The sequence below is a fragment of the Streptomyces paradoxus genome (genome assembly GCF_014202475.1).
Lineage (GTDB): Bacteria > Actinomycetota > Actinomycetes > Streptomycetales > Streptomycetaceae > Streptomyces > Streptomyces paradoxus.
In genome coordinates this window covers 86,003-107,971 of sequence record NZ_JACHGV010000020.1, presented here as the reverse complement: position 1 = coordinate 107,971, position 21,969 = coordinate 86,003, and the positions used below count along the sequence as shown (strand labels likewise).

Below are 21,969 nucleotides of genomic sequence, written 5' to 3'. Positions count from 1 at the left end.
TTGAGACCTAGACACCTCTCTCAACGGCACGGGGACCCTGTCCGTTGCTTACGGTCCCGCCGTCACCCGTCCGGGGGCCACTCTGAAAACCCTCAGTGATGGCCGAACGAGAAGTCCGTATCCGAGGCGATCAGCTGTACCGCCTGTTTCGTTCCGACAGGATGGGTTCGTCGGAAGCGCGGTGCTCGGCATGGACGGGCGCCCCGCATCCTCCGTAGGCTGGCGATCGCCTACGACGGGGGCGAGGTGAACGGCATTCCGCTGTACCGCTGGATGGTGTTGGCAGTACGCACTGCACACATACTGCCAAGCCGGGGTCTTTCAAGTGGCTCTTCACGGCCTCGGCTCCGGTCAGAGCTGCCCGCATAGTCGCACAACTGCTTGGACAGCTCCAAGAGCGGTTGAAGACTTGGAGCAGCTCAGGACCGGGCGTTGGGCCTATAGCTCGTCTGAACAGAACTTTCAGTACTCATGATGGACCACGTCTGGACGGTTGCCCTAGGAGGGTACGTGCCCAAGGTAGTCGATATCACTGATGTTCGCCCGCGAGTTTCGTACCGAACCATTCAGGTCGGCCCCATCCTCTTCGAGGAAGCTCCAGCAGATGACGACGTTGTACAGATTCCGGGTCATGGTTTGACGCTGAGGTCTAGCGACAATGATTTCTACCCATTGGTCCGCCTGGAAGTTTGGGATGGCCCCGCATCAAAGCCCAATGCCTCTTGGGACTATGAGCGTGCTTTCTACGCCTCGCTGGCGGAGAGTTTCACAGTTGTCGACCTAGGTGGCGTTTCATACGGGACGGTTATGGTGCACCCTGGTCAATATCACATTCGGGTTATGTGTCGAGGCCGGGATCATCTCGAAGCGCCATTGGTGCTTGACCCGTTTCCTCCTCAAGGGCCCCATGAGGATCCTCTGGAGATCTGGGTGATTCAGATGTGGCCTGCAAGTCGATCCAAAGCTGGATCAACTGGCAGGCCATCGAGCTAACCAGCCCCCTTGCCAGTAGACCTCAGGGTCCCACCGGTCGGGGTCATACTGAATGAGATGAATCGCGGCTTGTAGATTCCTGGATCGCGGTAATGATCAGCGCTGGATGATACTCGACTGTCCATGCTGTTCACGTTGTACGAGAGGGTGTAGGGACCCGCCCCACCGTTGAGCATGGAGCTGTGAACGTGTGCGTTGTAGCTGATGATGGTCCCTGCCGTTTTACCCGCGTAGCTTCCCCACGGCCCTGGTTCAGGCATGCGGAAGACGTCGGTCTCGAGCTGGAAAATGCCGTGAGGGGAGCAAGAGACAGCTGCTTTGATCTCCCCGCTGAAGGCTTCCCTGCTTGATTGACTTACCACCATGAATCCGCCGTACCAGGGCGTTACACTGTATTCGTTGGCTATGCCGGTGTAGACGTTGGCTGCCTGCTTTTCGCTTCTCATCCATCCGCCGGCGCCTGGGTTAAGATACTCCCATTTTCCTGTGAGATCAGTGCCTTTTACGCGTGCGACGCGCATTTTCTTGTTCGTTGGAGCGTCGTCTACCCCATAGATGTAGGTGTAGCCGTCGCCGCTGAGGCTTGAGGGCAAGAGCGCGGATCCCCAACCGATGCCAGGTGTTGATGGGACGGGATCGACGTACAGGGGCTCGTGCCCATACGATGTGCCCAAGCTGTCAAGCGAGAATGTCGCAACGAAGTTTGCCTTGTGCCTGAAGTCCCAGGAGCCCGGACCGAACTTGTAATACTCCTGGAAGATCACCTGCAGGTAGGTCGTGCCGCCCTCTTTGTGTAGGTGACCGTCGCCAAGCCAGTACCAGTGCTTGTCTGCAGCAGGCTTCATGAGACCTTCCGGCCTCGTCTTGGGTCCACCTCGGAGCGTGGTGAGCTGATTGCCGTTTTGCACCACCATGGTGCTGTTGACGAATGGTGCGCTCGTTGGCCGGGTCCCGTCGTTATTGAGAGGCCCCAGAAAGGTGTCCGAGAAGAGCCAGAGAATCCGCCCGTCCGGAAGTTTCACAGAGTACGTGGAGTCTCCGCCGGTCCATCCATCAGGCGTTGTCTTCGCGTAGTCCAGAAAGGTCTTCTCCGGTGCGGCGTCGGTTTTGACACCGGAAACGACAGGTTGACGGAGGTCACAGGACCGGTTCGAGAGCGGGGATGAGACTCCTGCCGGCTCCTCGACGCCGGAATATTCGCTTCCATCCGCCGCCCGGACATCTACGTAGAAATCATCTCCATTGATGATCCGTTCAGCGAGGTAGAAATCGTTGAGCAGTCGCCCTGCTGCCTGATTATCGTCGCTGGGTAGCGGCTTCACGGAGAAGTGGCTTGTACCGTCTTCACTTTGCACGTCCCCGGTCCAGGCCCCTTCCCGAGTGGAAGCCATTGGGTATTCGTCGCAGTCCCGTGTTTTTCCTCTGGAGTACGACTGACCGAAGTTCGTCTTGCAGGTCGCGATCGATTTGTCGCGGTTTTTGCCGTGCAGCACATCGTTTTCGCTGCCAGCCTCTCCCGCGAGTCGCTCGAGCGGCATCCCGCTCTGCACTGAGCCGGGCGTCTTCTTGTTATCTACGCTGGGCGGTCTGGTCAGGTTCGGCTTGAACTGTGCCGTCCATACGTGTTTCGCGGTCTCGGCAACGTCAGGTGTCGCCCGAAATCTCCAAGTAGATATGACTCCGTCGAAAACGCACCCATAGGAGGGAATCGCTACGGGCCATTTCATGTACGGAGCGGAGTCGCAGCGAAACCCGGTTATTCCGGGAGGTATGACAATCCCTGGAACCGGGTATTCTTGGGCCACCATCGATGTTATAGAGAATTCGAAGAGCGCCTTCTTCTCGCCGGTGAGAGACCCTTCGGGGGACGTGTACTCCCAGTCAACGTGACCAGCTGCCATCCACCCCGCAAGCGTATCGGTTCGTCCATTTCCCGGGGCGTCCTCGCACCGGGCACCTGTGCTGAAGGAAGTGCAGAGGCCGGTGAAGGACAGCTTGTCGGTGAGGCGTGGAGCATTGAAGATCTTTGGTTGGTCCAGCTGCATCCAATACCGCGCCTTGCGAGCCCCGCGGTCATTTTTGTCCTGATGACCTTGGCCCATGATTCCTACGCGGAACTGGACGCTTCCGATTTCTACGCAACCGTTACCCGGCGGCGGCCCCTTGCACTTTTCGTACGAGGAGTAGCTGCCGATGAATGTGCTACACCACTGCCAGTGGCTCATGGTGAGAGATATCCTGCCGTCGTACGGTGCGTTATAGCAGTCCGTCATCGACGCAGAAGGGAAGTCTCCCGCAATCCGAGGTCCGATCTCCTCGTCTTGCTGGATTTTCTCCACATACTTGTTCCTCTTTAGGAGTCGCGCTGGCGCCTCCTGCTGGGATCGCTTGGCGCGCTCCTTGAGGTTGTTCGGAGCTTCCGGCCACCTGATAGGACTTCCATCGAGGTTTGTGACGGTGAACTGGCCGGCGCTCTCCCCTTCTTCCTGTGCGTGAGCCTCAGGGGCCATCAGGGATAACAGGACGGAAAACATGATCATAGTCAGCCATGTCGATCTTCGGTTCTTGTGCGCTATTGATCTTCGCACGCGGAATCCCTCCACACTTTTCAGGCAAGCCGAAGTGCGCCATTGGCAATTGCCGACGGCGCGAGCTGATCTTCACACAAAAGTGCCGCACGGATGGAGGGGTTGATCGAATTCACGCAGACTTGCATGGCTCGGGTTTGCAAGATCGCAATGGAGGGGGCGCAGACTGCCCGCGCATCGAGATCAGGGGGTTGCAGCGTTAGCTACGGCGAGGTCACGGGCCTCGTCAAGGTCTGGCGGTGAGGGTGCACCGGTCGGCCTTCACCAGGATCGGTTAGCCAATGGGTTTCTCGATCGGCAACTGAAGCGGGCCGGGTGATCGACTCACCAGGCCGCACGTCAGGCGGGTGGTCCGATGGTGTTGAGCCGCCCCCTTGAGGGCCGACTGACCAACCTCTGGGAAGGGACCGTCACATCCAGCCCGCGCTCCACCCGCGCACCGGGAATTGTCTCAATTGCAGCGCCCGCTGGGACTCGCGTCATCGGAGACTGGCAGTGCAGCGCATCAGCGGTCTATCGCCGGGGGTTAGCGACTGCCGCTTGGGCGACTCGACTCAAGACTCTCGAGGTAATCAATTCTCCTCCGCGCCTGTTCGGGCGTCTCGTCCTGAGTCCAGGCTTCGCGCTCCTGTGCGGTGCGAGGGTTGGCTGAGGGAGTGCGTCCCTGGCCGTCTGTCACCTCGAACCGACCCCCTTGCCCATCTCCGTCACCAGCGTCCTGGCTCGCAGTCGCCGAAAGGACCGACAGGCAAGCGATGACAACTCCGACAACGACGCTGGAGAGTAGGGCTCTTCGGTGCATGGCCATCTCGGTCCACCCTGCAACTTGGGAGATGACAGTCTATCGACGCCAGGTATCCCATGGCGACGGTAAGTACCACAGCGTTCGAGACATCAAATGGGGGCCAGTGCACTGCCAGTCAGGACGGTCCTGCCTGGCTCCTGACGCTCGTACACGCGCTTGAAGCCGCTGCGGCCAGTGCCGTCGTGAGTCGGTCAACAGGCCGGCCGACGGTAAGGCCACGCTGCCCCGTTGCACCCGTCTTTCGCTGATCAAGGACACCGACACGTGATCGACCGGACAGGCTCTAGTACGACGAGGTCGCGGTGGGCTAGGCAGCGCGACGAGGACGAGAAGTGGCGTATCCCTGAGGGCGGGCTGTTCCGCACTCACTGCGGGAGTAGCCCCCGTCCGCCGCATCAGCCGTGCATAACCGCTTCGGCACCCCGTGTGCTGAACTTCGGACTAACTCGGGCACTCCCTCGCTCGGTGGTTGCGGCTCATCGGGCTCTTGGGTTTGATGAAGCACCCTGCATATCAGAAGAGTTGGGCCGCTGGTGAGTGAGCTGAGGAGGCAGAGCATGTTCGCGAAGCGCGGCGGGGCGACAGGCGTGATCTTGTCGTTAGCGGTGACGCTGACCTCATGCACCGCAGGTAGCGGTAGCAGCGAGGCGCGGGACATGCAAGAAGCGTTGCAGCCTGTGCGGGATGCGCAGTCCTACAGGATGGTGGGGGAGTTCCGAAGCCCTGATGGGACGAGCACGGCTTTTGACGCGCATGTTGATGCGGTAAAGGGTGGATGCAAAGGCACAGTGGGAGGTGCCGAGAGCCTGTTCTTCGAGCGGCGGGTTTGGACACGATGGAAGAACTCCGCTCTGGATGAGGCTGTGCAAATGCTCGATGACGGGCAAGCGGCGACTATCGATCCTGTGGCGCCTGCCGAGGACGAGCCGGCATGGGCGGCAGCTAAATTGCTGCGCGGGGCATATATGGTGACCGATCTACCAGCCGAAAATCCGCAGATGGAGGGCATAGCCCCCGTCTGTAAGACGGGGGGATTGCTGGCTGGAGCGGGAGGTGGTGGCGGTGACGTCCTATCGGAATCTGTCACCGTACGCCGGGGAGAGAGACTACGGCCGCTGACTCTCACCGAGGGCCCCGTGATGATCCGTGTTTATGTGCCTGAGGAGGGGGAGCCGACGGTGCGACTCGCGGAGTACCGGGTCGACGGGGGCTGGTCTTTCTCCGTCCGGTTCAGCGAATTCGGAGAACCCGTCACTGTCACTCCGCCGACGGAACAGCAGACCGTTTCGTCCGACGACGTGATGGCCGTTCTTCGGAGAGATCCGTCTTGATGCGGATGCTGTAGCGCCGCGTCCTGTGCCGGTTCGCTGAGCGCTCCTCCTGCTGCCGGGCGGTGAGCCAGCCGTACAAGCGTCACCAGCGAGCGCGCCCGATTCGGTGACGAGGGGCTGACTAACCCAGGGTGCGAGGACGTGACGGCCGGGCGCCCCAGACTCCTGTCATGAGACCTGATAGTGCGGATGGCGTGCTCGCTGTTGGGCCGGCATGGGCTCAGCCTCGGGATGAGCCCAAGCCATGTCTGAGAGGCGTGTGGGCAGTGCGCTGAACGAGGCGTTCACGGCTTCGAAGGTCATGATCAGTTCTAGCCGCTGCCCGCAAAGATCGTTTCGTTCGTGCGTGTAGCCGGTATGTAGAACAATGGCGAAAAGTATGCCGCGCAAAATGAGTCATCGATGCGGCTGAAATTGATCGGAGCTCGATCGAGGGTGGAACGGAACACGCCGATGCCCCCATGTGGCAGGCGTCTCGCGCTGCCCTGGATTCAGATGGCGCAAAGACGCCAACACTATTGTCGCTTGTGTCTGTTTGGCGCGCCTTGTGGGGCTGTCGTTTCTGGTGAGGCCTTCATAGAATCTTCATGCGATAGCGCTTGTTGGTGAGCACTGAGGGGGAGGCTTGAAAGGTGCCGCAACTCAAGGATACGGATTGTAAGATTCTTGAGCTGCTCTATCGCGGGTTGAGTGACGCAGGGGTTGCCCGTCAATTAGGAATAGGGCATCGCACTGTGCAGCGCCGCGTGGGCAAAATTATGTCCCAGTTTCAGGTTAGGGGTCGTGTCGCCCTGGGGGCCAAAGCTCAGGAACTGGGCCTTTTTGGTCCGTCTCGGGAGCCGTTGGAGGCCGGTCGCTCAAAGGATGACCGGACGTCACGGCATCCCCTCTGAAGTGGCAATACGATACTGCGAGTCCCCATCGAGGGCGCAAGAGTACAAGAAGCGCGCGGCGGTCACGCTTCTTTGGCGATGTCAACCAGTGCGGACTACTCTCAAGCGGGCTACCGTACTGCATCCGAACAATTCATCCATAGTCGCAGATGCTGAGCGGCGAAGAAGTGTTCAGTAAGGAGAATGATGCGCAGGGCACTCGGGGTATTCGTCGGAGTTGCGGCAGCGCTTTGTGTCACCGTGACGCCGGCGGCTGCGGACGATAACTACTACGACGACGACAACCTGTGGAGCATGGAGGCTTGTGAGTTACCAGGCCGATCAAAATTCAAGTTCTCCATATTCTACAACTCCGGCCAGAACGGGGCCTGGAGGAACATCGGCTACCGCGTCTACAACTTCGATGTGCTTCGCCCTGGAGGGTCCGACCCGGGTACGTACAGACTCAGATTCTGTTATGAAGGGGCGAGCAGCCCCTGGCCGGGATCGAGTCAGCCCATTAAAAACAACGCCGCCTCGGGCGAGAACCATCACCCCAAGTACACGGCCCGCGTGTACTACAACAGCGGCTACAAGGGCGCTCAAGACGTGATGGATCCCTACCAGCACATCGCCCGCTTCCGGAACGTCTACAACCAGAACGCGTCGTTCCAGTGGACCAATTCCTGACCCAGGGAAAACCGGAAGGAAAACTGAAATGAGCTACTCCAGACGACGCACTGCGAACATAGTGATCCCGTCCCTTGCTGCTGCGGCCATCGCAGCGGTGGCCTTCTCCACTGCTTCACCGGGCACTCAGACAGCTCAGCCCTCGGCACCGAAGGCCCAGGGCGACGCACCGAAGCAGCCGGTGGCACAAGCATCCATGGGCGACCCGGAGAACCCCGCGACCTGGCGGCTGCCCGTCGAGGCCTACATGCTGACCAAGGCCCAGGCGCGGCTCGTCTCCGACACGCGGGACGACCTTCTCGACCAGTGCATGGCAAAGGCCGGCCACCCGGCGTGGACTCCGCCGCCGGACCTGCCGGCCCTGGGCGGGAAGACGCTGACCGACTGGCGCTACGGCATCCACGACGCCGCCCTCGCCGCCGAACGCGGATACCACCCCGACGCCGAAGAGCAAAAGGCGTACGACGCGGCCATGGGGGCCGGCGCAGTGGACAAGACGGGAGCCGACGAATCCACCGTGCGTGGATGCGTCGAACAGGTCAACGGCCAAGTCCCCTCGGCCTCCCCCCGCGCCGACCTCGTGCAGAAGATCAGCGGCGAGGCCTTCATACAGTCAGGGAAGGACCCCCAGGTCGTCCGCGTCTTCGCCGACTGGTCGTCCTGCATGAAGGGCAAGGGTTTCACCTACGCCAAGCCGATGGACGCCAACGACGATCCGGCATTTAGCGACCCCACCGTCGTCTCCGACACCGAGGTCGCCACCGCTACGGCCGATATCCAGTGCCGAGACAAGCTCGACGTGGAAAAGACCTGGTTCGACGCCGAGACCAAGCTGCAGCAGGCCGCCATCACCAAGCACCAGGCCGAGCTCAACACCGTGGCCAACGACAACAAGACCGTCATCGCGAAGGCGAAGGCAGCCCGATAGGCCCCGCCAGCGGGCTCTCGATTCCGCCATAGCCCGTCGACTCGCCGCCTCAAACGACCGGCCGCCGCACCCCCCCCCCCCCCGTTGGTGTCGCGGCGGCCGGTTCACGACGTCCTGCTCAAGAGCGCCTGAGAGGCACGTGTCGCGACTGTTCCTCGCTGCGGTCCTGCCCCCGGCCCGGACCGCAGCGATCCAGTTCAGTCCCGAGGCCGACCGCGCCACCGTCGAGGCCGGTCTTCCGGCGTGTCCAGTTGCCGATGCCACGTCATCACTATTCGAGTCGACCGCCGCAGTTCTTGGCCGTATACGAGGCGGCGGCGGTTCACCGTTGGGAGTAGATAGTTGAGATCTCATCGATTAGCTCGTGCTGGGATCGCGGGCCTGGCGGCCACCGCGGTCCTGACAGGGCTCATACAAGCCGCCCCGGCGTTCGCCGACACCAGCCCTCCCGAACCGAAGTCGTCACCGAAGCCGTCCGCCAGTCCGTCGTCCGATCCGCCGGCTCGTGTGCAGGATCCCGGCAGGAAGCTCGGGAAGAGCTGGAAGAATTCGACGGACCGGGCCGTGACCACTGCGGCGGACAACGGTGGCTTCAAGGTTCTCGTGGCGGACAGTGAGGACGCCTACCGGTGGCGGACCGTCGCCTCGCTGGCGGAGCCCGGCATGCCGGCGGACACCTGGATCGGCAACTCCTGCGTCATGGACCGTGATCACGCCGCGGTCGTGTACGCGCCGCGTACGTTCACGAACAAGCCGGACCTGATGCAGGGCGGTGCCTTCACCGCGGTCGTCGACCTGAAGTCCGGCCGCGTGACGAAACTGCCGTTCACCGGCTCGCTGGCCTACTTCGACCCGTCGTGCAACCCCGAGACCCGGACGGCCGCGTTCACCGCGTTCCGCGACCACAAGACCCGGCTCGTCACGGTCAATACCAGCGGCAAGACGACCACCGATACCACCGTCACTGGTCAGGTGACCTCGGCCGTCCCGACGAAGGACGGCCTCGTCGCCGCCCACGGCAGCCACCTGGTGCACGTCTCCCCGGCGGACGGCAAGCTCCGGAAGCTGGCGGCCGCGGACAGTGTGCCGTTCGACATCCGCCCCACCCGCACGGGAATCGCCTTCCTCGACCGCAGGGGCGAAACGGCGCACGCCAAGGTGTGGAAGGGGCAGGGCAAGCCGTCGACGTTCGCGTCGGGGAAGCTCGGGGACCTGGCCCTCGAGCAGGGCACGGAGGGCAGGGCGTTCCTCACCGGCGAGGCCACGAACACGAAGCTCGCCGGTACCGCGGTGACTCGCCTGGACGCTCCGGCGGACACGGACGTCTCCATCCTCGGCCGACTGGCCGTCGATCCCGTGCTCATGCCCGGCGTACGCGCCGGCCTGGAGCGGATCGGCAACGCGGGCAAGGGCTTCACCAAGGCGGAACCCACGCCCCGCGCGCGCACGTCCCAGGACCCCACGGATGAGGACGCCGCGCCGCTGACCGTCAACAGCATCGCGACTGCCACCGGAGCGAAGATCACCCAGACGGTCGCCGACACGACCAGCGGCGCGGGGAAGGGTTCGTTCTCGCCCGCCCTGCGTGCGGCCAGCGGAACCGGGCAGGCAACCGGGAAGAGCGGGCGGGCGGCACAGGCGGCCGACCCGCACAATCCGGTCGACACCGACCGCTGGTGCTCCATCCCGCGTAACGACGTCAAGCAGCTCGCGCTGCAGCCCACTCCGAACCAGGTCGAGTGGGCCGTCAACATGGCGATCCGCGGCGAGCTGCGCTCCAAGTGGATCAAGCAGGGAGGCTGGCGCTCGGGCCTGGGCACCGTCGACCCGCAAGGGCTGTTCCCGGCCCCCGCCCTGAAGGGCGGTGGGCGCATCCCCGCCCAGGTGCTGCTGGGCGTACTCGCCCAGGAGTCGAACCTGTGGCAGGCCGAAGGCGGCGCCATCCCCGGCCAGATGGGCAACCCGCAGGCGGCGATCGCGGGCTTCTACGGGCACAAGGGGGAGACGTCCGAGGCGTACTGGAGGATCAACTGGCACCAGTCGGACTGCGGCTACGGTGTCGGACAGGTCACCGACGGCATGCGCCTCGCCGGCCTGGAGAAGCCCAACGAGACGTCCCTGCCTCCGGCGAAGCAGAAGGCCGTGGCCCTGGACTACGCGGTCAACATCGCCGCGTCGATGTACATCCTCGCGGACAAGTGGAACCAGGTGCACACCGCGGGGCAGACCATCACCGTCAACAACGACGACCCGTCGAAGCCGGAGAACTGGTTCGCCGCGCTGTGGAACTACAACCTCGGCTTCAACGAGAACAAGGGTGACGGCAAGCCGTGGGGCCTGGGCTGGTACAACAACCCCGCGAATCCGACCTACCCGGCCTCGCGGCACCCGTTCATGTCCGATCCGCGCGACGCGGCGAAGCCCCAGAACTGGCCGTACCAGGAGAAGGTGATGGGCTGGTCCGCCTGGTCCATGGACACCGGCTACTCCTACGGCAGCGACGGCCGGCAGGACTGGCCCGGCGAGTCCGGGTTCTCCAGCGCCGGTTTCCGGCCCGCCTGGTGGATCAACCCGGGGCAGCGCGACCGGGTCAAGCCGCCACTGGACGCGTTCTGCAACGCCACCAACAACTGCAACTCCGCCAACCCGCCGGACTGTCCCGACGCCAAGTGCTACGAGAAGTACTGGTGGCGCGGATCGAACGTGACGTGGAAGCCGAGCTGCGCCACCGACTGCGGCAACGAGAGCATCAAGTACGTCACCCTGCGCGAGGAACCGGGCCGCGGCACTCGGCTGAAGCACGGCACGCCGGAGTGCGGCGCCGCACCCGCCGGGGCGCTGATCGTGGAATCCGTCCCCGACAACGTCGACACATACAGTTCCTGCGGGTCGTCCGGCACCGATGCCGGCTCCTTCCAGTTCACGTTCCATCCCAACCCGGCGGCGACCGGACCGGGGCTGGGCCCGTTCGAGGCCAAGGGAGACCTGCACCAGATCGGCGGTGGGCAGGGCGGCCACTTCTGGTACACCCACACCCGCGACACCGCCCATCTCGGCGGCCCTAAAGCGCGGATGACCATCGACGGCACCTGGACCCTCGGCCGCAACGTCGAATGGGCCCGGGTCTTCGCTCACATGCCGGACACCGGGGCGCACACCCAGCAGGCCCACTACGTGATCAAGGGAGTCGCGGGCGGTGAGCGCCACCGCTACGTCAACACCCACCACAGTAAGAACACCTGGGTCGAACTCGGCGTCTACCGCTTCACCGGCACCCCCCGGGTGGAACTGACGAACACCACCGACGACGGCACCGCTGACGAGGACATCGCCTGGGACGCCGTCGCCTTCCAGCCGCTGTCCGGCAAGCCGAAGCACATGGTCGTCGCCATGGGCGACTCCTACACCTCCGGTGAAGGTGCCGGGTCCTATTCACCCGAGTCCAACAGGGACCACGGCAAGAGCACCTGGAACGCCTGCCGGCGCAGCCCCAACGCGTGGCCCCGCAAGGTGACTCTCCCGGGCCAGACGAAGAGCGTCGGTGCGCTCGCTGACAGCTTCGATCCGGCGCTGGACTTCCAGTTCACCGCCTGCTCCGGAGCCAAGACCGCCCAGATGACCGAGGGAGACCCCCCCGACGGCTGGGGGCTCGACGGGAACTTCCACGAGAAGACCCAGATCGACTCAGGGGCGCTCAGCGCAGACACCACCTTGGTCATGCTGACCATCGGTGGAAACGACGCGCGATTCGACAACAAGATCCAGAGGTGTGTCATGGAAGGGTGCCCGTCGGAGGCCTCGATGAAGGCAGACATCGACAATGCCGTAGCCCAAACTCGGACGGTGCTGGAACAGATCCATGCCCATGCACCGAACGCGACTATCTCGCTGATGGGCTACCCACTGCTCTTCAGCCGCACTCAGGCGTGCTCGACCTTGGTGAGCGCATCCCAGCGTGTCATCCTGAACGACATGGCCGAGTACTTCGAGAGCGAGCAGCGCGAGCTGGCCCTCTCCATGAGCGCGTCCAACGTCCAGTACCGGTCCCCGCAGTCGGCGTTCGAGGGAAAGCGCATCTGTGATTCGCCGGAAGGGATCAACGGAGTCGTGGCCGGCCCGAACGGCGACGGCGACTTCCACCACGGCGACAAGAACACCCAGCTCTGCTGGTGGTTCACGGGAGACACCTGCCTCAGCCGGGAGAGCTACCACCCGAACCAGACAGGGACCAGCGCCTACGCCCAGGCATTCATGACGGCCGGCCCGATGGCAACCGTCACACGAGAGGACCAGTGAGGACGAGCATGTCCGATCACGGCACCGTAGCGCGGCAGCACCGCGTTACGGTGCCGGCCCCCGGATGCCTCATTGCCCTCTTCGCGCCCATCATCGCCGTGCTGATCGCGGCCTTGGTGCTCATGGTCATGCACCACCGCCAGCAGCGCGCGAACGAACGCAACGAGGCAGAAGCCCTGAACAGGACCGCAGCCGCAGCCCGGTCGTACGCACGCGACGTGGCGGCGGCCCCGGACGGCTTCCCCGGCCGGAAAGCCGTGCGCGCAATCGCCGAGCGGCACGACGGCACGCTCATCTCTTACGCCCGGTCGAAAGGCTCGCTGGCCACCACCGTCCGCTTCTTCGGGGAGTACGAGGACACCAGCATGTTCGGCGTATCGAACTCCCGGGCCTATCGCTGCTATTCCATCGTGGTCCGAAGGGGGGCCGAGGGCGTACCGCAGGTGAAGACGACTCCGCTTGAGAAGTGCGATGTCATCTGATCCAGGCAACGGCGAAGCTGACCGGATGCCCGGCTCAGCTACAGCCTCAGCCCGCTCCACGAAGTCCTGCACACCTGGCAGCCCGCCTCGACTACTTGACCAGCCGGAGGCGGCGTGCCCCACCCAGGCATGCAGGAAGGCCGCCGCTCCCAGCGCTGCCCCTTCGTCGTCAACTGGCCCGTGACGAATGTCCTGTGGTGTGGCGCGGGAATCGGCCGTTGCGGCCCGATGGTTCACACGGGGTGCTCGCCAGATACGACGGCAAGTGTCCAGTGCACGGTGCCGCCGTCTGTCCGTACGGCGAGCTTCTGGGGGACAACGTCCGTATAGATACGCCCGTGAGTAGTGGGCCCGTTACAGCCGATCTTGCTGGGGTCATCGTCTGGAGCGTTGCGATCGACGAGAGTCATCTTGCCTTTGCCGGTGCATTTGACGTAGACGGTGTACACGTCCGATTCGGGCTTGAAAACGGGCAGGTCGGTGTTGCCCTCACCTGTGGTCACTGGCACGAGGATCTTCGCCTTGGCAGGCAAGTCGAGTGCCCGTGGCGTGGCAGTCGAGCTGGGGGCAGCCTCGGGACTGCTGCTCGACCCGGTCCCGGAAGGGGCAGCGCTTGACGGGGGTGATGTTCCGTCACCGTCGCTGGTTCCCGAACAGGCTGTGGTCAACAGCAGAATGAGCAGGGCGGGCGCTGTGGCGTAACGGCCCATGGAGCACTCTCCTCGGAGACGCGCGCCCCGGACGGAGCCGGGGCGCGCTGCGAAACGGTTAGTGGATGAGCCAGCCTTCACGGTAAGGCGCCCACGCCGTTGTGTATTGCTTCGAGCCCGTCTTGCAATTGCTGTACCGGTATGCGGTGTAGCCGTACACGTTCTCCTTCATGATCCCGTAGTCGCCGTACACGGTGTCATGAGCCTTGACCTTGCCGGTGGCCTCAACGCCAAGCTCGGAAGTCCACGACTTGGAGGCATTGCCGTTGACTTCGGCCTTGATCTTTCCGAGCCACAACGCCTTGAACTCACCGCTGAGCGTCACCGACCCGCCGACGGTCGTGGTGCCCGCCTTCTTGGAGGTGAACTTGAAGTCGATGCTGTACGACTTCGTGTTTTTGACGAAGGCCTTGTCATAGACCTTCATCGTGTTCTTCTTGTTCTTGGTGATGTGGGCGAACCAGTGGCCGGGACCGCAGTACTCGGACAGCGGTTCCTTGGGCCCCAGTAGTTCAGGGCCATCCGTCTCGCCCGGGATGGGCAGATCCTCTTCCAACGGCGCTCCGCTGGAGACCCCCTCTGCCACTTCCGAACCGGCGATCGGGGCGTCCGTTACCGTGCCCGGTACGACCCCGGCCCCCTCCGCAATGAGTACGGGACCGGGCTCTTGAGCCGGCTCGTCGGCAAACGCTGGTACGGAACTTCCCATGATCAGCAGGGCAGCGGCGACAGTGCCCATGCCAAATCGCTGTGACATGATCCCCCTTTTGTGCCCGGCCCTGGTCGGGCCGGTTGGTCAGGTTGATCAGAACATGTCTTGATCATGTGTGGAGTGAACTTGAGCAAGATATGAGGTGTACGCGTCACACCCAGGGCTTCTTGAGACTTGCAGAACAGACCAAGTTGCTTCTGGCTGCGGGGCTACTGGCGCAGATCGAGGAAGCACCGAAGCCGTACGCCGGGCTCGCCTGGCTCTCGGGTCATGCGGTCCCCCGGTGCGATCGCGCACTGCGCGGCGAGCAGATCCTGGACAGGGAGCCGGAGCTGAGTCCGCTTATGCGGTGGGTGTGATCGTCTGCGGACGGTGGGGAGCGGAGGCCTGGGCCGGTGGTCCCGGCCTCCGCGCTGTCCGCTACTGATCGACTGGGCACCCCGACCCGTCAATCCACACACTGAAGAGCCACCAATAATGAGTGAGATTCTATACAGAATTAGTGACTCTGCCAGCTGGCTGGGTGAATACTGGTACGATGGGAGGTAGTTGAGTTTCCGAGGAGGGTGAGTGGGTCAGTCGCCACAGGAAGAGGGCCCGATCAACGCGACCACGGCGCGGAACAACCTGTACTCGCTGGTGAAGCTCGCCGAGGAGCAGGGGCGCACCACGGTGATCACCAAGCACAAGGTGCGCGCTTTGCTTGCCCCGCTGGACCGGTTCCCAGCTGCTCGGAAGACCGATGCCTTCCCGGCCCACGTGCTGAGTACGGCGCAGAAGGACTTCGGCGACCTCGTCACGCTGGCAGCGAAGGGCCAACCGCAGGTCCTCCTTCGCAACACCACGCCGGTCGCGGTACTGCTCCCCGCCGACCCCGCCTCAAGTGCCCTCTCATCCGACACGGCCGCGCACTCCAGCGTGGCGACCGCAGGAGGTGCGGTGGACAGCCAAGGCAACCAGGACCGCGGCAGCACCCCCCGCAGGCTCGCCACGCTCGGTGACGCCATGGCCGCATTCACTGGGGGCCCGGTCGGCGGCCCCACGTTCGGGCTGCCCGGCCTGGACACCGCGACGGGCGGGCTGCAGGCGGGCCGGCTGACCCTCGTGGCGGCCCCGCCGAGCGTCGGTGGAAGCCTTCTGGGTCTCGCCGCCGCGCGGAAGACCGCGCTCGTCGACCGGCGCACGGTGCTGTACGCGGCATCGGGGCCGAACCGGGACGACATCTTCCGCCGGATCCTGTCCGCCGAGACCGGGGGGGAGTACCCGCGCCTGAAGCAGGGCCGCCTCACCGAGCACGAGCAGGAGGTTGCCCACCAGCTGGTCCGGGCAGGCGTCGGTGACCTGTTGCTCATCGATGACGGCACCGACCTCAGGGCCGAGGACATCGCGGACACCGCGCCGCACATGGAGGGCCTGGCCCTTGTGGTCGTGGACCGCCTCCAGGCCGCGCACAGCGCCCGGCTGCCACTGTCCGGGGAGCGCCTCCCGGATGCCTCCCAAGTCCTGGCCACCCTTGCCCGCGACCTGCATGTACCGGTGCTGGCCGTCGTGGACAGCGACGACCCCACGCTCCTGGGACTCCTGGACGCCGATGTCATGGTGATGCTCACTGCGACTGCGGACCCCGGCAAGGTCCAAGTCACGGTCACGGAGCGCGACTTCGGCACGATTGGCTCGGCGTACCTGCAGCCCGATCTGATCCACGCCCGCTTCCTCGACGCCGGAGCCGCCCCCCTCGGGCGCGCCGACAGCCCGGAGGGCCCGGGGCTCTCGGCGGCCGCCGGGGGAACGGCGGCGCTGGAACTGGCCGAAGCCGCCCTTCCCTACACCTCCGGCGGACACCGGGGGATCCCCGCCGCCCTCACCCACGAACTGGCGGCATGGCGGACCGCGGTCGCAGGCGGCGACCTGGACGCCCTCAAGGAGATCCTGCCGTCGCTGCTCCAGGCCGCCGCAGCGGTATCGGAGATGCCGGACACTCACGAAGGGCGCCGCCTCGCCGCCGCACTGCGGCCCTTCAGCACGCCCAAGTCCGCCGACACCGCCGGAAGCGCCCATCAGGCCGCATCTGCCGGTGCCCCTGTGCACGCCCCGGCAGACAGCGGCCAGGGACAGGATGACGTAGCGGAAGACGAGGACGGAGAGGACGGTCTGGCGCCGGGGGACGAGGAGGACGAGCCCGAGGGCCACGTCTTCCCCGCCTTGAAGATCCTCAAGGACTCGGTCGGCCGCTCGAAGATGCACCCGATCCCCGTCATCCGCACCGAGGCCCGCGACAGCGCCCCGTGGACTCTGATCAGCGAGCACATGGACGGCGAGCCCCGCTGGGTCCACCCCGACGTCACCGCCACCCGTGTTCCCCACATCCGGGCGAACGGAAAGCGCGTCCGGCGCGACCAGCTCGACGTGCCCGACTCCTTCGGCGAGGGCGTGCTGTGCCTGATCGACCGAAACGGCAGCTTCCCCTCCGCCTGTTCGGCCGTTCCCCTCGCCCCGAACAAGCTCCTGCACACCGGCCCGCTCGACGCGTACGACAAGGCCGGGGCCGGCATCTATCTCATCGACATCCCGCAGTGGAACCGCACCGACATGCCGCACCCCCTGGGGCGGATCATCGACCGTCCCGACGAGAACGGCCGCGTATGGGTCACCACCCCGCACATCAAGCAGCTGGAGAAACTCGTCCGGGCGGGCCACCTCGCCGCCATGCCGGCCATTCACGACTCCTGGACCGGTAAGGCCAACGAGTCCCTCTTCAAGCCCTTCTACGAGGCCACCCGCAAGGCACGGACCGAGCTCGTCCAGGTCGGCGGCGACCCCTACAAGGCCTACAAAACCAGGCTGTCCATCGCGCTGCGGCTGCTGTGGCCCAAGCGCGCCGAACAGCGCTCCCCGTTCTGGCGCCCGGACTGGCGCATGAGCATGGTCGCCGAGGCCTCCGTCCGCCACTGGACTGTCGCCTTCAAGGCCGTCCAGGAAGGGCACACGCTCGTCGCATTGCGAAACGTCGACCAGGCCATCTTCTGGACTCCGCCCGGCACATCCCCGTCCACCTACCGGATCGGCACCGGCTTCGGCGAAGTGAAGCGCAAGTTCGTCCAGCCCGGCCAGATCATCCCCGAAGGTGAAGACTGATGGCCGGCCCCACAGGCCGCGGCAACTCCTTGGGCGCCGCCCTCAACGACCTCCTGCGCTCCCAGGTCACCCCCCGCCACCGGCTGTCGTCGTACAACGCCAAACACTGGCACGCCCAGCTCAGCCAGCTCACCGCCACCCACCGCGGCCAGCAGGCCCTGGAGGACGCCGGCCTCCACGTGACGACCAAGACCCTCATCAACTGGCTGTCCGACGCCGAGTACAACATCCGCCGCTCCTACCGAGACCTCATCCACACCGCCTACGAGAACACGGCCGTCGTCCCGGCCGACCCGCTCCCCGACCACATCAAGCGGGGCCAGTACGAGATCAGCGGCATCGTCAAGACCGGTGACGACGAACGCGAACGCGGCAACCGGCGGGCCGCTCCTCTCCGCATTGACGGCAGCAGGGGCAACTGGGACGCCATCGAGGAACTCTGGCTCGCGGGCGAGCTCACCGACGACGACTTCGAAGACCACTTCATCGACGACGTCATCGTCGAGGACATCGGCGAAGGCACCGACGGCTGGGAGTTCCCCGGCGCCTCGTACTCCGTCGAAGTCAGGTAGCAGCAGGCACGCAGCAGTCGAACCAGCCGTCGCAGCAAGGGAATTCACAGCATGAGCCACCCCCCGGAACGGCGGAAGTTACCGCTGATCGCCGTGTACGCAGAGACGGCCGCGAACGCCGAGCAGCGTGTGACCGAGCTTCTCGGCGCCGCGGGCGCGAGCCCGGCGCGCGGAGGACGGCCTGCCGGGTGCGTATCGGATGGCAGTCAGGCTGCGTTGCCGTGGTTGAGATCCATCAGTTCCAGACGATCAGGAGTGGCCCCGCTTCCTGAACTGACGCCCAGAAACGACACCTTGGCGGGGTGAGGGCTGGCCCGTTATCAGCGCTCACAGTGGGGAGGTGAGGTTGCGTAGTTGGTCGACCAGGGCGGGCTGGGGGAGGGGGATGGTGCCGATTTCGGAGTGGTGCTGGCGGGTGATGTGCGGGTGGATCTGGTCCATGCAGGGGGGGCCGAGCAGGGGGGCGGTGGAGCGGTCGCCGCAGAGCAAGGCGGGTTCGAAGTGCTGGCGCAGGAGTTGGGTGCGCCAGTAGTCGGCGTCGTGGTATTCGCCGCTGTGGGCGTGTTCGAGGAAGAGGCAGTACTCGGCGACCTGGTGGCCGGCGCCAGCGGCGAAGCGCCACCAGAAGCGGGCGCCGCCGCTGTCGTCGGCCAGGTGGAGCAGGCAGGCGAAGACGAGTGCCCCGGATTTGTCGGCGTACTGGCTGGTAATGAAGTCGGCGAGGTGGCCGTCGGCATCGGGTCCGAGGATCAGCAGGCAGACGGCGTTGAGGTCCCACCAGGCGCGATTGGCGTCCGGGGTGAGTTCGTTGGCGGGCGGGGTCCATTCCGCATGGACGAGGGGAGTGTCGGTGTTGCGCTGCCGGGGCGGCCGGTGGCGGGCGGCCTGCCTGGTACGTAGCCGGGTTTCGGCTGCGGCCATGTTGTAGGTGGCGTACCGGTTGCGGGTGCGGGCCTTGGCGAGCAGCTCGTCGATGGTGCGGTGGTCGGACGGCAGCGGCGTCATGAGTGGTTCTTCCCGTCGGGGTGCTCCGGGCAGCGGAGTTTGAGCGTTACGGCGAGGCGTTCGCGGCCAGTGCGAAGTTGGGAGCGGACGGTGGCTTCCTCGTTCCCCATCACCTCGGCCGCTTCGGCCGCGGTGAAGCCCATGCCGTAGTGGAGCAGAATCGCGTCGCGCTGCCGTTCGCTGAGTGAGGCGACGGCGGCGTACAGGGCGATGGTGTCGGTCAGTGCGTCGTAGGGGTCTTCGACGTGGTCGGCGACGGCGGCTTCAAAGGCGGCGGTCTCCATGAGCTCGGGCCTGCGCCTGCGTTTAGGGGTCTTCGACGTGGTCGGCGACGGCGGCTTCAAAGGCGGCGGTCTCCATGAGCTCGGGCCTGCGCCTGCGTTTGCGGTGCATGTCGATGATGCGGCGCTTGAGGATCGTCCAGGCGTAGCCCTCCAGGTTCTCCATCTCGAGCATGCGCGGCCAGCAGTCCATGACCGCATCGAAGGTCAGGTCGACGGCTTCCTCCGCATCGGCGTCCGAGCCGAGCTGGAGGTAGGCGTAGCGCATGTAGTCGGTGCGGCGCCGCTGGTGGAAGCCCCAGTACGCCATCTGCGCGGTCATGTCCCACTGGTCGATCGGCACCGCGCGCGGCACCCCCACAGCGCCGCCCGTCTCCTCCTGACCCATGTCGCTGCTCACGACGCCTCCCGCTGCGCCTCGGGAGCGCGAGCCGGGGTGCGGCCGCTGGTGAGCTGTGTGATACCGATGCGGACCCCGGCCGTGAGAAGCCGACGGCACCCGCGGACCACGTCCGGGCCAAACACCCTTAGGGCAAGCGCGATTTCGATCAACCACGCTGCAGCATCGTGCTGCACGTGTCCTCCCCATTACCTGAGTCATCCGGATGCCACGCCCCCTAAGCACCAGAGGCGACAGCCGCCTCCACCCATGAAGCGCTCCAGAGGGCCCGAACGTGCAGCCTGATCACTAAGAAAAATAACGCTCAGTATCGATCCGATTGCGCCTGGTTCAATCTTTGATGACCCCAAGGTGTTTTTCCTGCCGCGCCACCGGGCTGCGCGGGGCGGGTACGGCAGCGATCCCCGAGTCGGCTGCGGCACCCGCCTTGGTTGCCTGTCCGGCCCGTGAGGTGTGAGCGCGGACGCGATGGCCGCCCGGCAGAACAAGGGTTGGGAAACAGCCCTTGGAGCTCTGCGCCGTCCCAAGGCCGGCGAAGGGCCCCCCATCATGTGTGATCTTCACGGCGCATGAGGGTTGTCTTGCCGTGGCGGTAGGGGGCAGGCGTACAGGAAGCCTTGCCCCTGTATGGAGACCAGCATGACGACCTCCCGCGTGCCGCGGCTCTCGCCCGACGGCACACGTGACGACGCCACGAATGCCCGCCTGGAGCAGGAGAACGAGCAGCTGCGGCACGCCGTCGATTCCCACGCGAGGGTGGACCAGGCCATTGGTGCCCTTGTCACGATCTACCAGCTCGCGCCGGCCGCCGGATTCGACGTGCTGCGTGAGGTCTCCCAGCACACCAACACCAAACTGCACACGGTGGCTGGGACGGTGATCCCCTGGGCGCTGGGACAGCCGCTGCCGGAGCCGGTGGGGCGGGAGCTGGACGCGGCCGTGCAACGGCACTCGCGTCGGCAGGACGCCCCGGACGAGGAAGTCGGGTAGAACGCCGTGGCCGGGCACGGCGCAGGTCAGGGGGCCAGGGCCTGTTCGACGGTGGGATGGCAGCCGATGACCTGGTCCAGGCCCACGAGCTCAAGGACCCGCAGCACTGATGCCTGGGCGCCGGCGATACGCAGCCATCCGTGAGCGTCACTCATGCCCTGGTGGGCGGCGATGAGGACGTTGATGCCGCTGGAGTCCATGAAGGTCACGCCGCTGAGGTCCATCACGGTCCGCGGCCGCGTCACGCTGCCGTAGGACAGCATGGCCTCGGTGAGCTCGTTCGTGACGGCGTGGTCGATCTCGCCGTGCAGAGTGACCACCCGTATGTGTCCGCGGCGGTGTGGTCGATCGACAGGCCGGGCCGGGCTGCTCCGTGGGTGTCTGTCACCGTTTCCTCGACTGCGCTCGCTGATTGCTCAGGCCCCGACACGATGCGCGTTGGCAGCCTGCCCCAACACTACGGTGAACACTCGTTCGACCCTCTGCGTAACCGAGCTCACGGCATGTGAGGCAGAGTCCGGGGTATGCGCGGGCGGATGAACGGGGGAACAAGCGTGGATCCGGCTGAATCAGTCCCCGATGATGAAGGCAGCGTCATGCCTGGCGCCCCTTCCATACAGGACACCCTCGCCCTGGACGGCGACAGCTCCTGCATCGCCGAGGCACGCCACCGCGCGGTGGACTTCCTCACCCGCGTCCAGGCCGAGCACGGCCTGCCGGTGTCCGCTCGCGCGATGGACCTGACCCAGCTGGTGGTCAGCGAGCTGGTCACCAACGCCCTCAAGTACGCTCCCGGGCCGGTGCTGATGCAACTGCGCATCGCAGGCTCGGTGGTGGAAGTTGTCGTGTGGGACAGCGATCCGGTCCTGCCGGTGGCGCGAGCCGCCGATGCGGGCAGGGTCGGGCAGCACGGACTGGAGATCGTTATGGCCGTCTCCCAGGGCTTCGAGGCCCAGCAGGAGCCGGTCGGCAAACGCATCACCGCCCGCATTGCCCTGCCCGACGACCTGGGCGGGGGCATCACCGGACGCCGCCCCCAATAAAAGGCAGCGCTCGCCGCCGGCCCCGCTGTCGTGCCTGACGGCTTGTAAAGCGGCGGGCTGCAGGGGGGCGACGTCGGCAAAGGGAGAGGTCGGGGCGGGCAACTGGTGAAGAGGCAGTACTCCGAGCGTGCGCTAT

The 21,969-nt window shown here is 65.1% G+C and carries 17 protein-coding genes and 1 pseudogene; 10 read left to right on the top strand and 8 right to left on the bottom strand.

The annotated features are described in order from the left end of the window. Nucleotides 1–989: 989 nt before the first annotated feature. Nucleotides 990–3,527 carry a DUF5005 domain-containing protein gene (locus tag HNR57_RS37630; RefSeq protein WP_184567656.1) on the bottom strand — a complete coding sequence of 846 codons (2,538 nt, stop codon included), beginning with the start codon at nt 3,525–3,527 and terminating at the stop codon, nt 990–992. A 1,416-nt stretch (nt 3,528–4,943) separates the two neighbouring features. Between HNR57_RS37630 and HNR57_RS37625 the strand changes: the two genes are divergently transcribed. The 6 genes from HNR57_RS37625 to HNR57_RS37600 all read left to right on the top strand — a co-directional run bounded on the left by HNR57_RS37625 (nt 4,944) and on the right by HNR57_RS37600 (nt 12,985). Further along, the gene (locus HNR57_RS37625) at nt 4,944–5,717 is read left to right on the top strand and encodes a hypothetical protein (RefSeq protein WP_184567654.1); all 774 of its coding nucleotides are present in this window, start codon (nt 4,944–4,946) and stop codon (nt 5,715–5,717) included. Between the two features lie 632 nt (nt 5,718–6,349). Further along, entirely contained in the window at nt 6,350–6,610 is a 261-nt protein-coding gene (locus HNR57_RS37620; RefSeq protein WP_184567652.1) for a response regulator transcription factor, read from the top strand. 186 nt (nt 6,611–6,796) lie between these two features. Next, on the top strand, nt 6,797–7,279 hold the full coding sequence (locus tag HNR57_RS37615) for a hypothetical protein (protein ID WP_184567650.1): 483 nt from the start codon (nt 6,797–6,799) through the stop codon (nt 7,277–7,279). Nucleotides 7,280–7,460: 181 nt separating this feature from the next. Beyond that, the gene (locus tag HNR57_RS37610) at nt 7,461–8,207 is read left to right on the top strand and encodes a hypothetical protein (protein WP_184567647.1); all 747 of its coding nucleotides are present in this window, start codon (nt 7,461–7,463) and stop codon (nt 8,205–8,207) included. 564 nt (nt 8,208–8,771) lie between these two features. Further along, nucleotides 8,772–12,503: a GDSL-type esterase/lipase family protein gene (locus HNR57_RS37605; protein ID WP_313675811.1), complete on the top strand. Its 3,732-nt coding sequence runs from the start codon at nt 8,772–8,774 to the stop codon at nt 12,501–12,503. An 8-nt stretch (nt 12,504–12,511) separates the two neighbouring features. Beyond that, nucleotides 12,512–12,985: a hypothetical protein gene (locus tag HNR57_RS37600; RefSeq protein ID WP_184567645.1), complete on the top strand. Its 474-nt coding sequence runs from the start codon at nt 12,512–12,514 to the stop codon at nt 12,983–12,985. A gap of 233 nt (nt 12,986–13,218) precedes the next feature. Here HNR57_RS37600 and HNR57_RS37595 read toward each other — a convergent pair whose 3' ends face one another. The 3 genes and pseudogenes from HNR57_RS37595 to HNR57_RS41035 all read right to left on the bottom strand — a co-directional run. Next, the gene (locus tag HNR57_RS37595) at nt 13,219–13,488 is read right to left on the bottom strand and encodes a hypothetical protein (protein ID WP_184567643.1); all 270 of its coding nucleotides are present in this window, start codon (nt 13,486–13,488) and stop codon (nt 13,219–13,221) included. A gap of 265 nt (nt 13,489–13,753) precedes the next feature. Further along, nucleotides 13,754–14,434, bottom strand: a complete 681-nt coding sequence (locus HNR57_RS37590; protein ID WP_184567642.1) for a hypothetical protein — start codon at nt 14,432–14,434, stop codon at nt 13,754–13,756. Between the two features lie 182 nt (nt 14,435–14,616). Continuing rightward, nucleotides 14,617–14,727, bottom strand: a pseudogene (locus tag HNR57_RS41035) (DUF6207 family protein); the annotation flags it as partial. Nucleotides 14,728–14,977: 250 nt separating this feature from the next. Here HNR57_RS41035 and HNR57_RS37585 point away from each other — a divergent pair. Together HNR57_RS37585 and HNR57_RS37580 are read left to right on the top strand one after the other, a co-directional pair. After that, nucleotides 14,978–17,542 carry a DnaB-like helicase C-terminal domain-containing protein gene (locus HNR57_RS37585; protein WP_313675809.1) on the top strand — a complete coding sequence of 855 codons (2,565 nt, stop codon included), beginning with the start codon at nt 14,978–14,980 and terminating at the stop codon, nt 17,540–17,542. Then, on the top strand, nt 17,542–18,114 hold the full coding sequence (locus tag HNR57_RS37580) for a hypothetical protein (RefSeq protein ID WP_184567640.1): 573 nt from the start codon (nt 17,542–17,544) through the stop codon (nt 18,112–18,114). The genes HNR57_RS37585 and HNR57_RS37580 overlap by 1 nt, the downstream gene beginning before the upstream one ends. A gap of 327 nt (nt 18,115–18,441) precedes the next feature. Here HNR57_RS37580 and HNR57_RS37575 read toward each other — a convergent pair whose 3' ends face one another. From HNR57_RS37575 to HNR57_RS40755, 3 genes are read right to left on the bottom strand one after another with little or no spacing between them, the layout of a single operon-like run. Beyond that, nucleotides 18,442–19,119: a hypothetical protein gene (locus HNR57_RS37575; protein ID WP_184567638.1), complete on the bottom strand. Its 678-nt coding sequence runs from the start codon at nt 19,117–19,119 to the stop codon at nt 18,442–18,444. Next, nucleotides 19,116–19,403: an RNA polymerase sigma factor gene (locus HNR57_RS37570; RefSeq protein WP_246555364.1), complete on the bottom strand. Its 288-nt coding sequence runs from the start codon at nt 19,401–19,403 to the stop codon at nt 19,116–19,118. The genes HNR57_RS37575 and HNR57_RS37570 overlap by 4 nt, the downstream gene beginning before the upstream one ends. 22 nt (nt 19,404–19,425) lie before the next feature. Further along, a complete protein-coding gene (locus HNR57_RS40755) occupies nt 19,426–19,800 on the bottom strand; it encodes an RNA polymerase sigma factor (RefSeq protein ID WP_313675808.1) in 375 nt (124 codons plus the stop codon). Between the two features lie 639 nt (nt 19,801–20,439). Here HNR57_RS40755 and HNR57_RS37560 point away from each other — a divergent pair. After that, nucleotides 20,440–20,790, top strand: a complete 351-nt coding sequence (locus tag HNR57_RS37560; RefSeq protein ID WP_184567636.1) for an ANTAR domain-containing protein — start codon at nt 20,440–20,442, stop codon at nt 20,788–20,790. 26 nt (nt 20,791–20,816) lie between these two features. On the opposite strand, the gene HNR57_RS37555 is transcribed toward HNR57_RS37560, so the two are convergent. Further along, nucleotides 20,817–21,110, bottom strand: coding sequence for an STAS domain-containing protein (locus HNR57_RS37555; RefSeq protein ID WP_313675807.1), 294 nt, complete (start codon nt 21,108–21,110; stop codon nt 20,817–20,819). Nucleotides 21,111–21,386: 276 nt separating this feature from the next. Between HNR57_RS37555 and HNR57_RS37550 the strand changes: the two genes are divergently transcribed. Further along, nucleotides 21,387–21,833: an ATP-binding protein gene (locus tag HNR57_RS37550; RefSeq protein WP_246555362.1), complete on the top strand. Its 447-nt coding sequence runs from the start codon at nt 21,387–21,389 to the stop codon at nt 21,831–21,833. Nucleotides 21,834–21,969 lie beyond the last annotated feature (136 nt).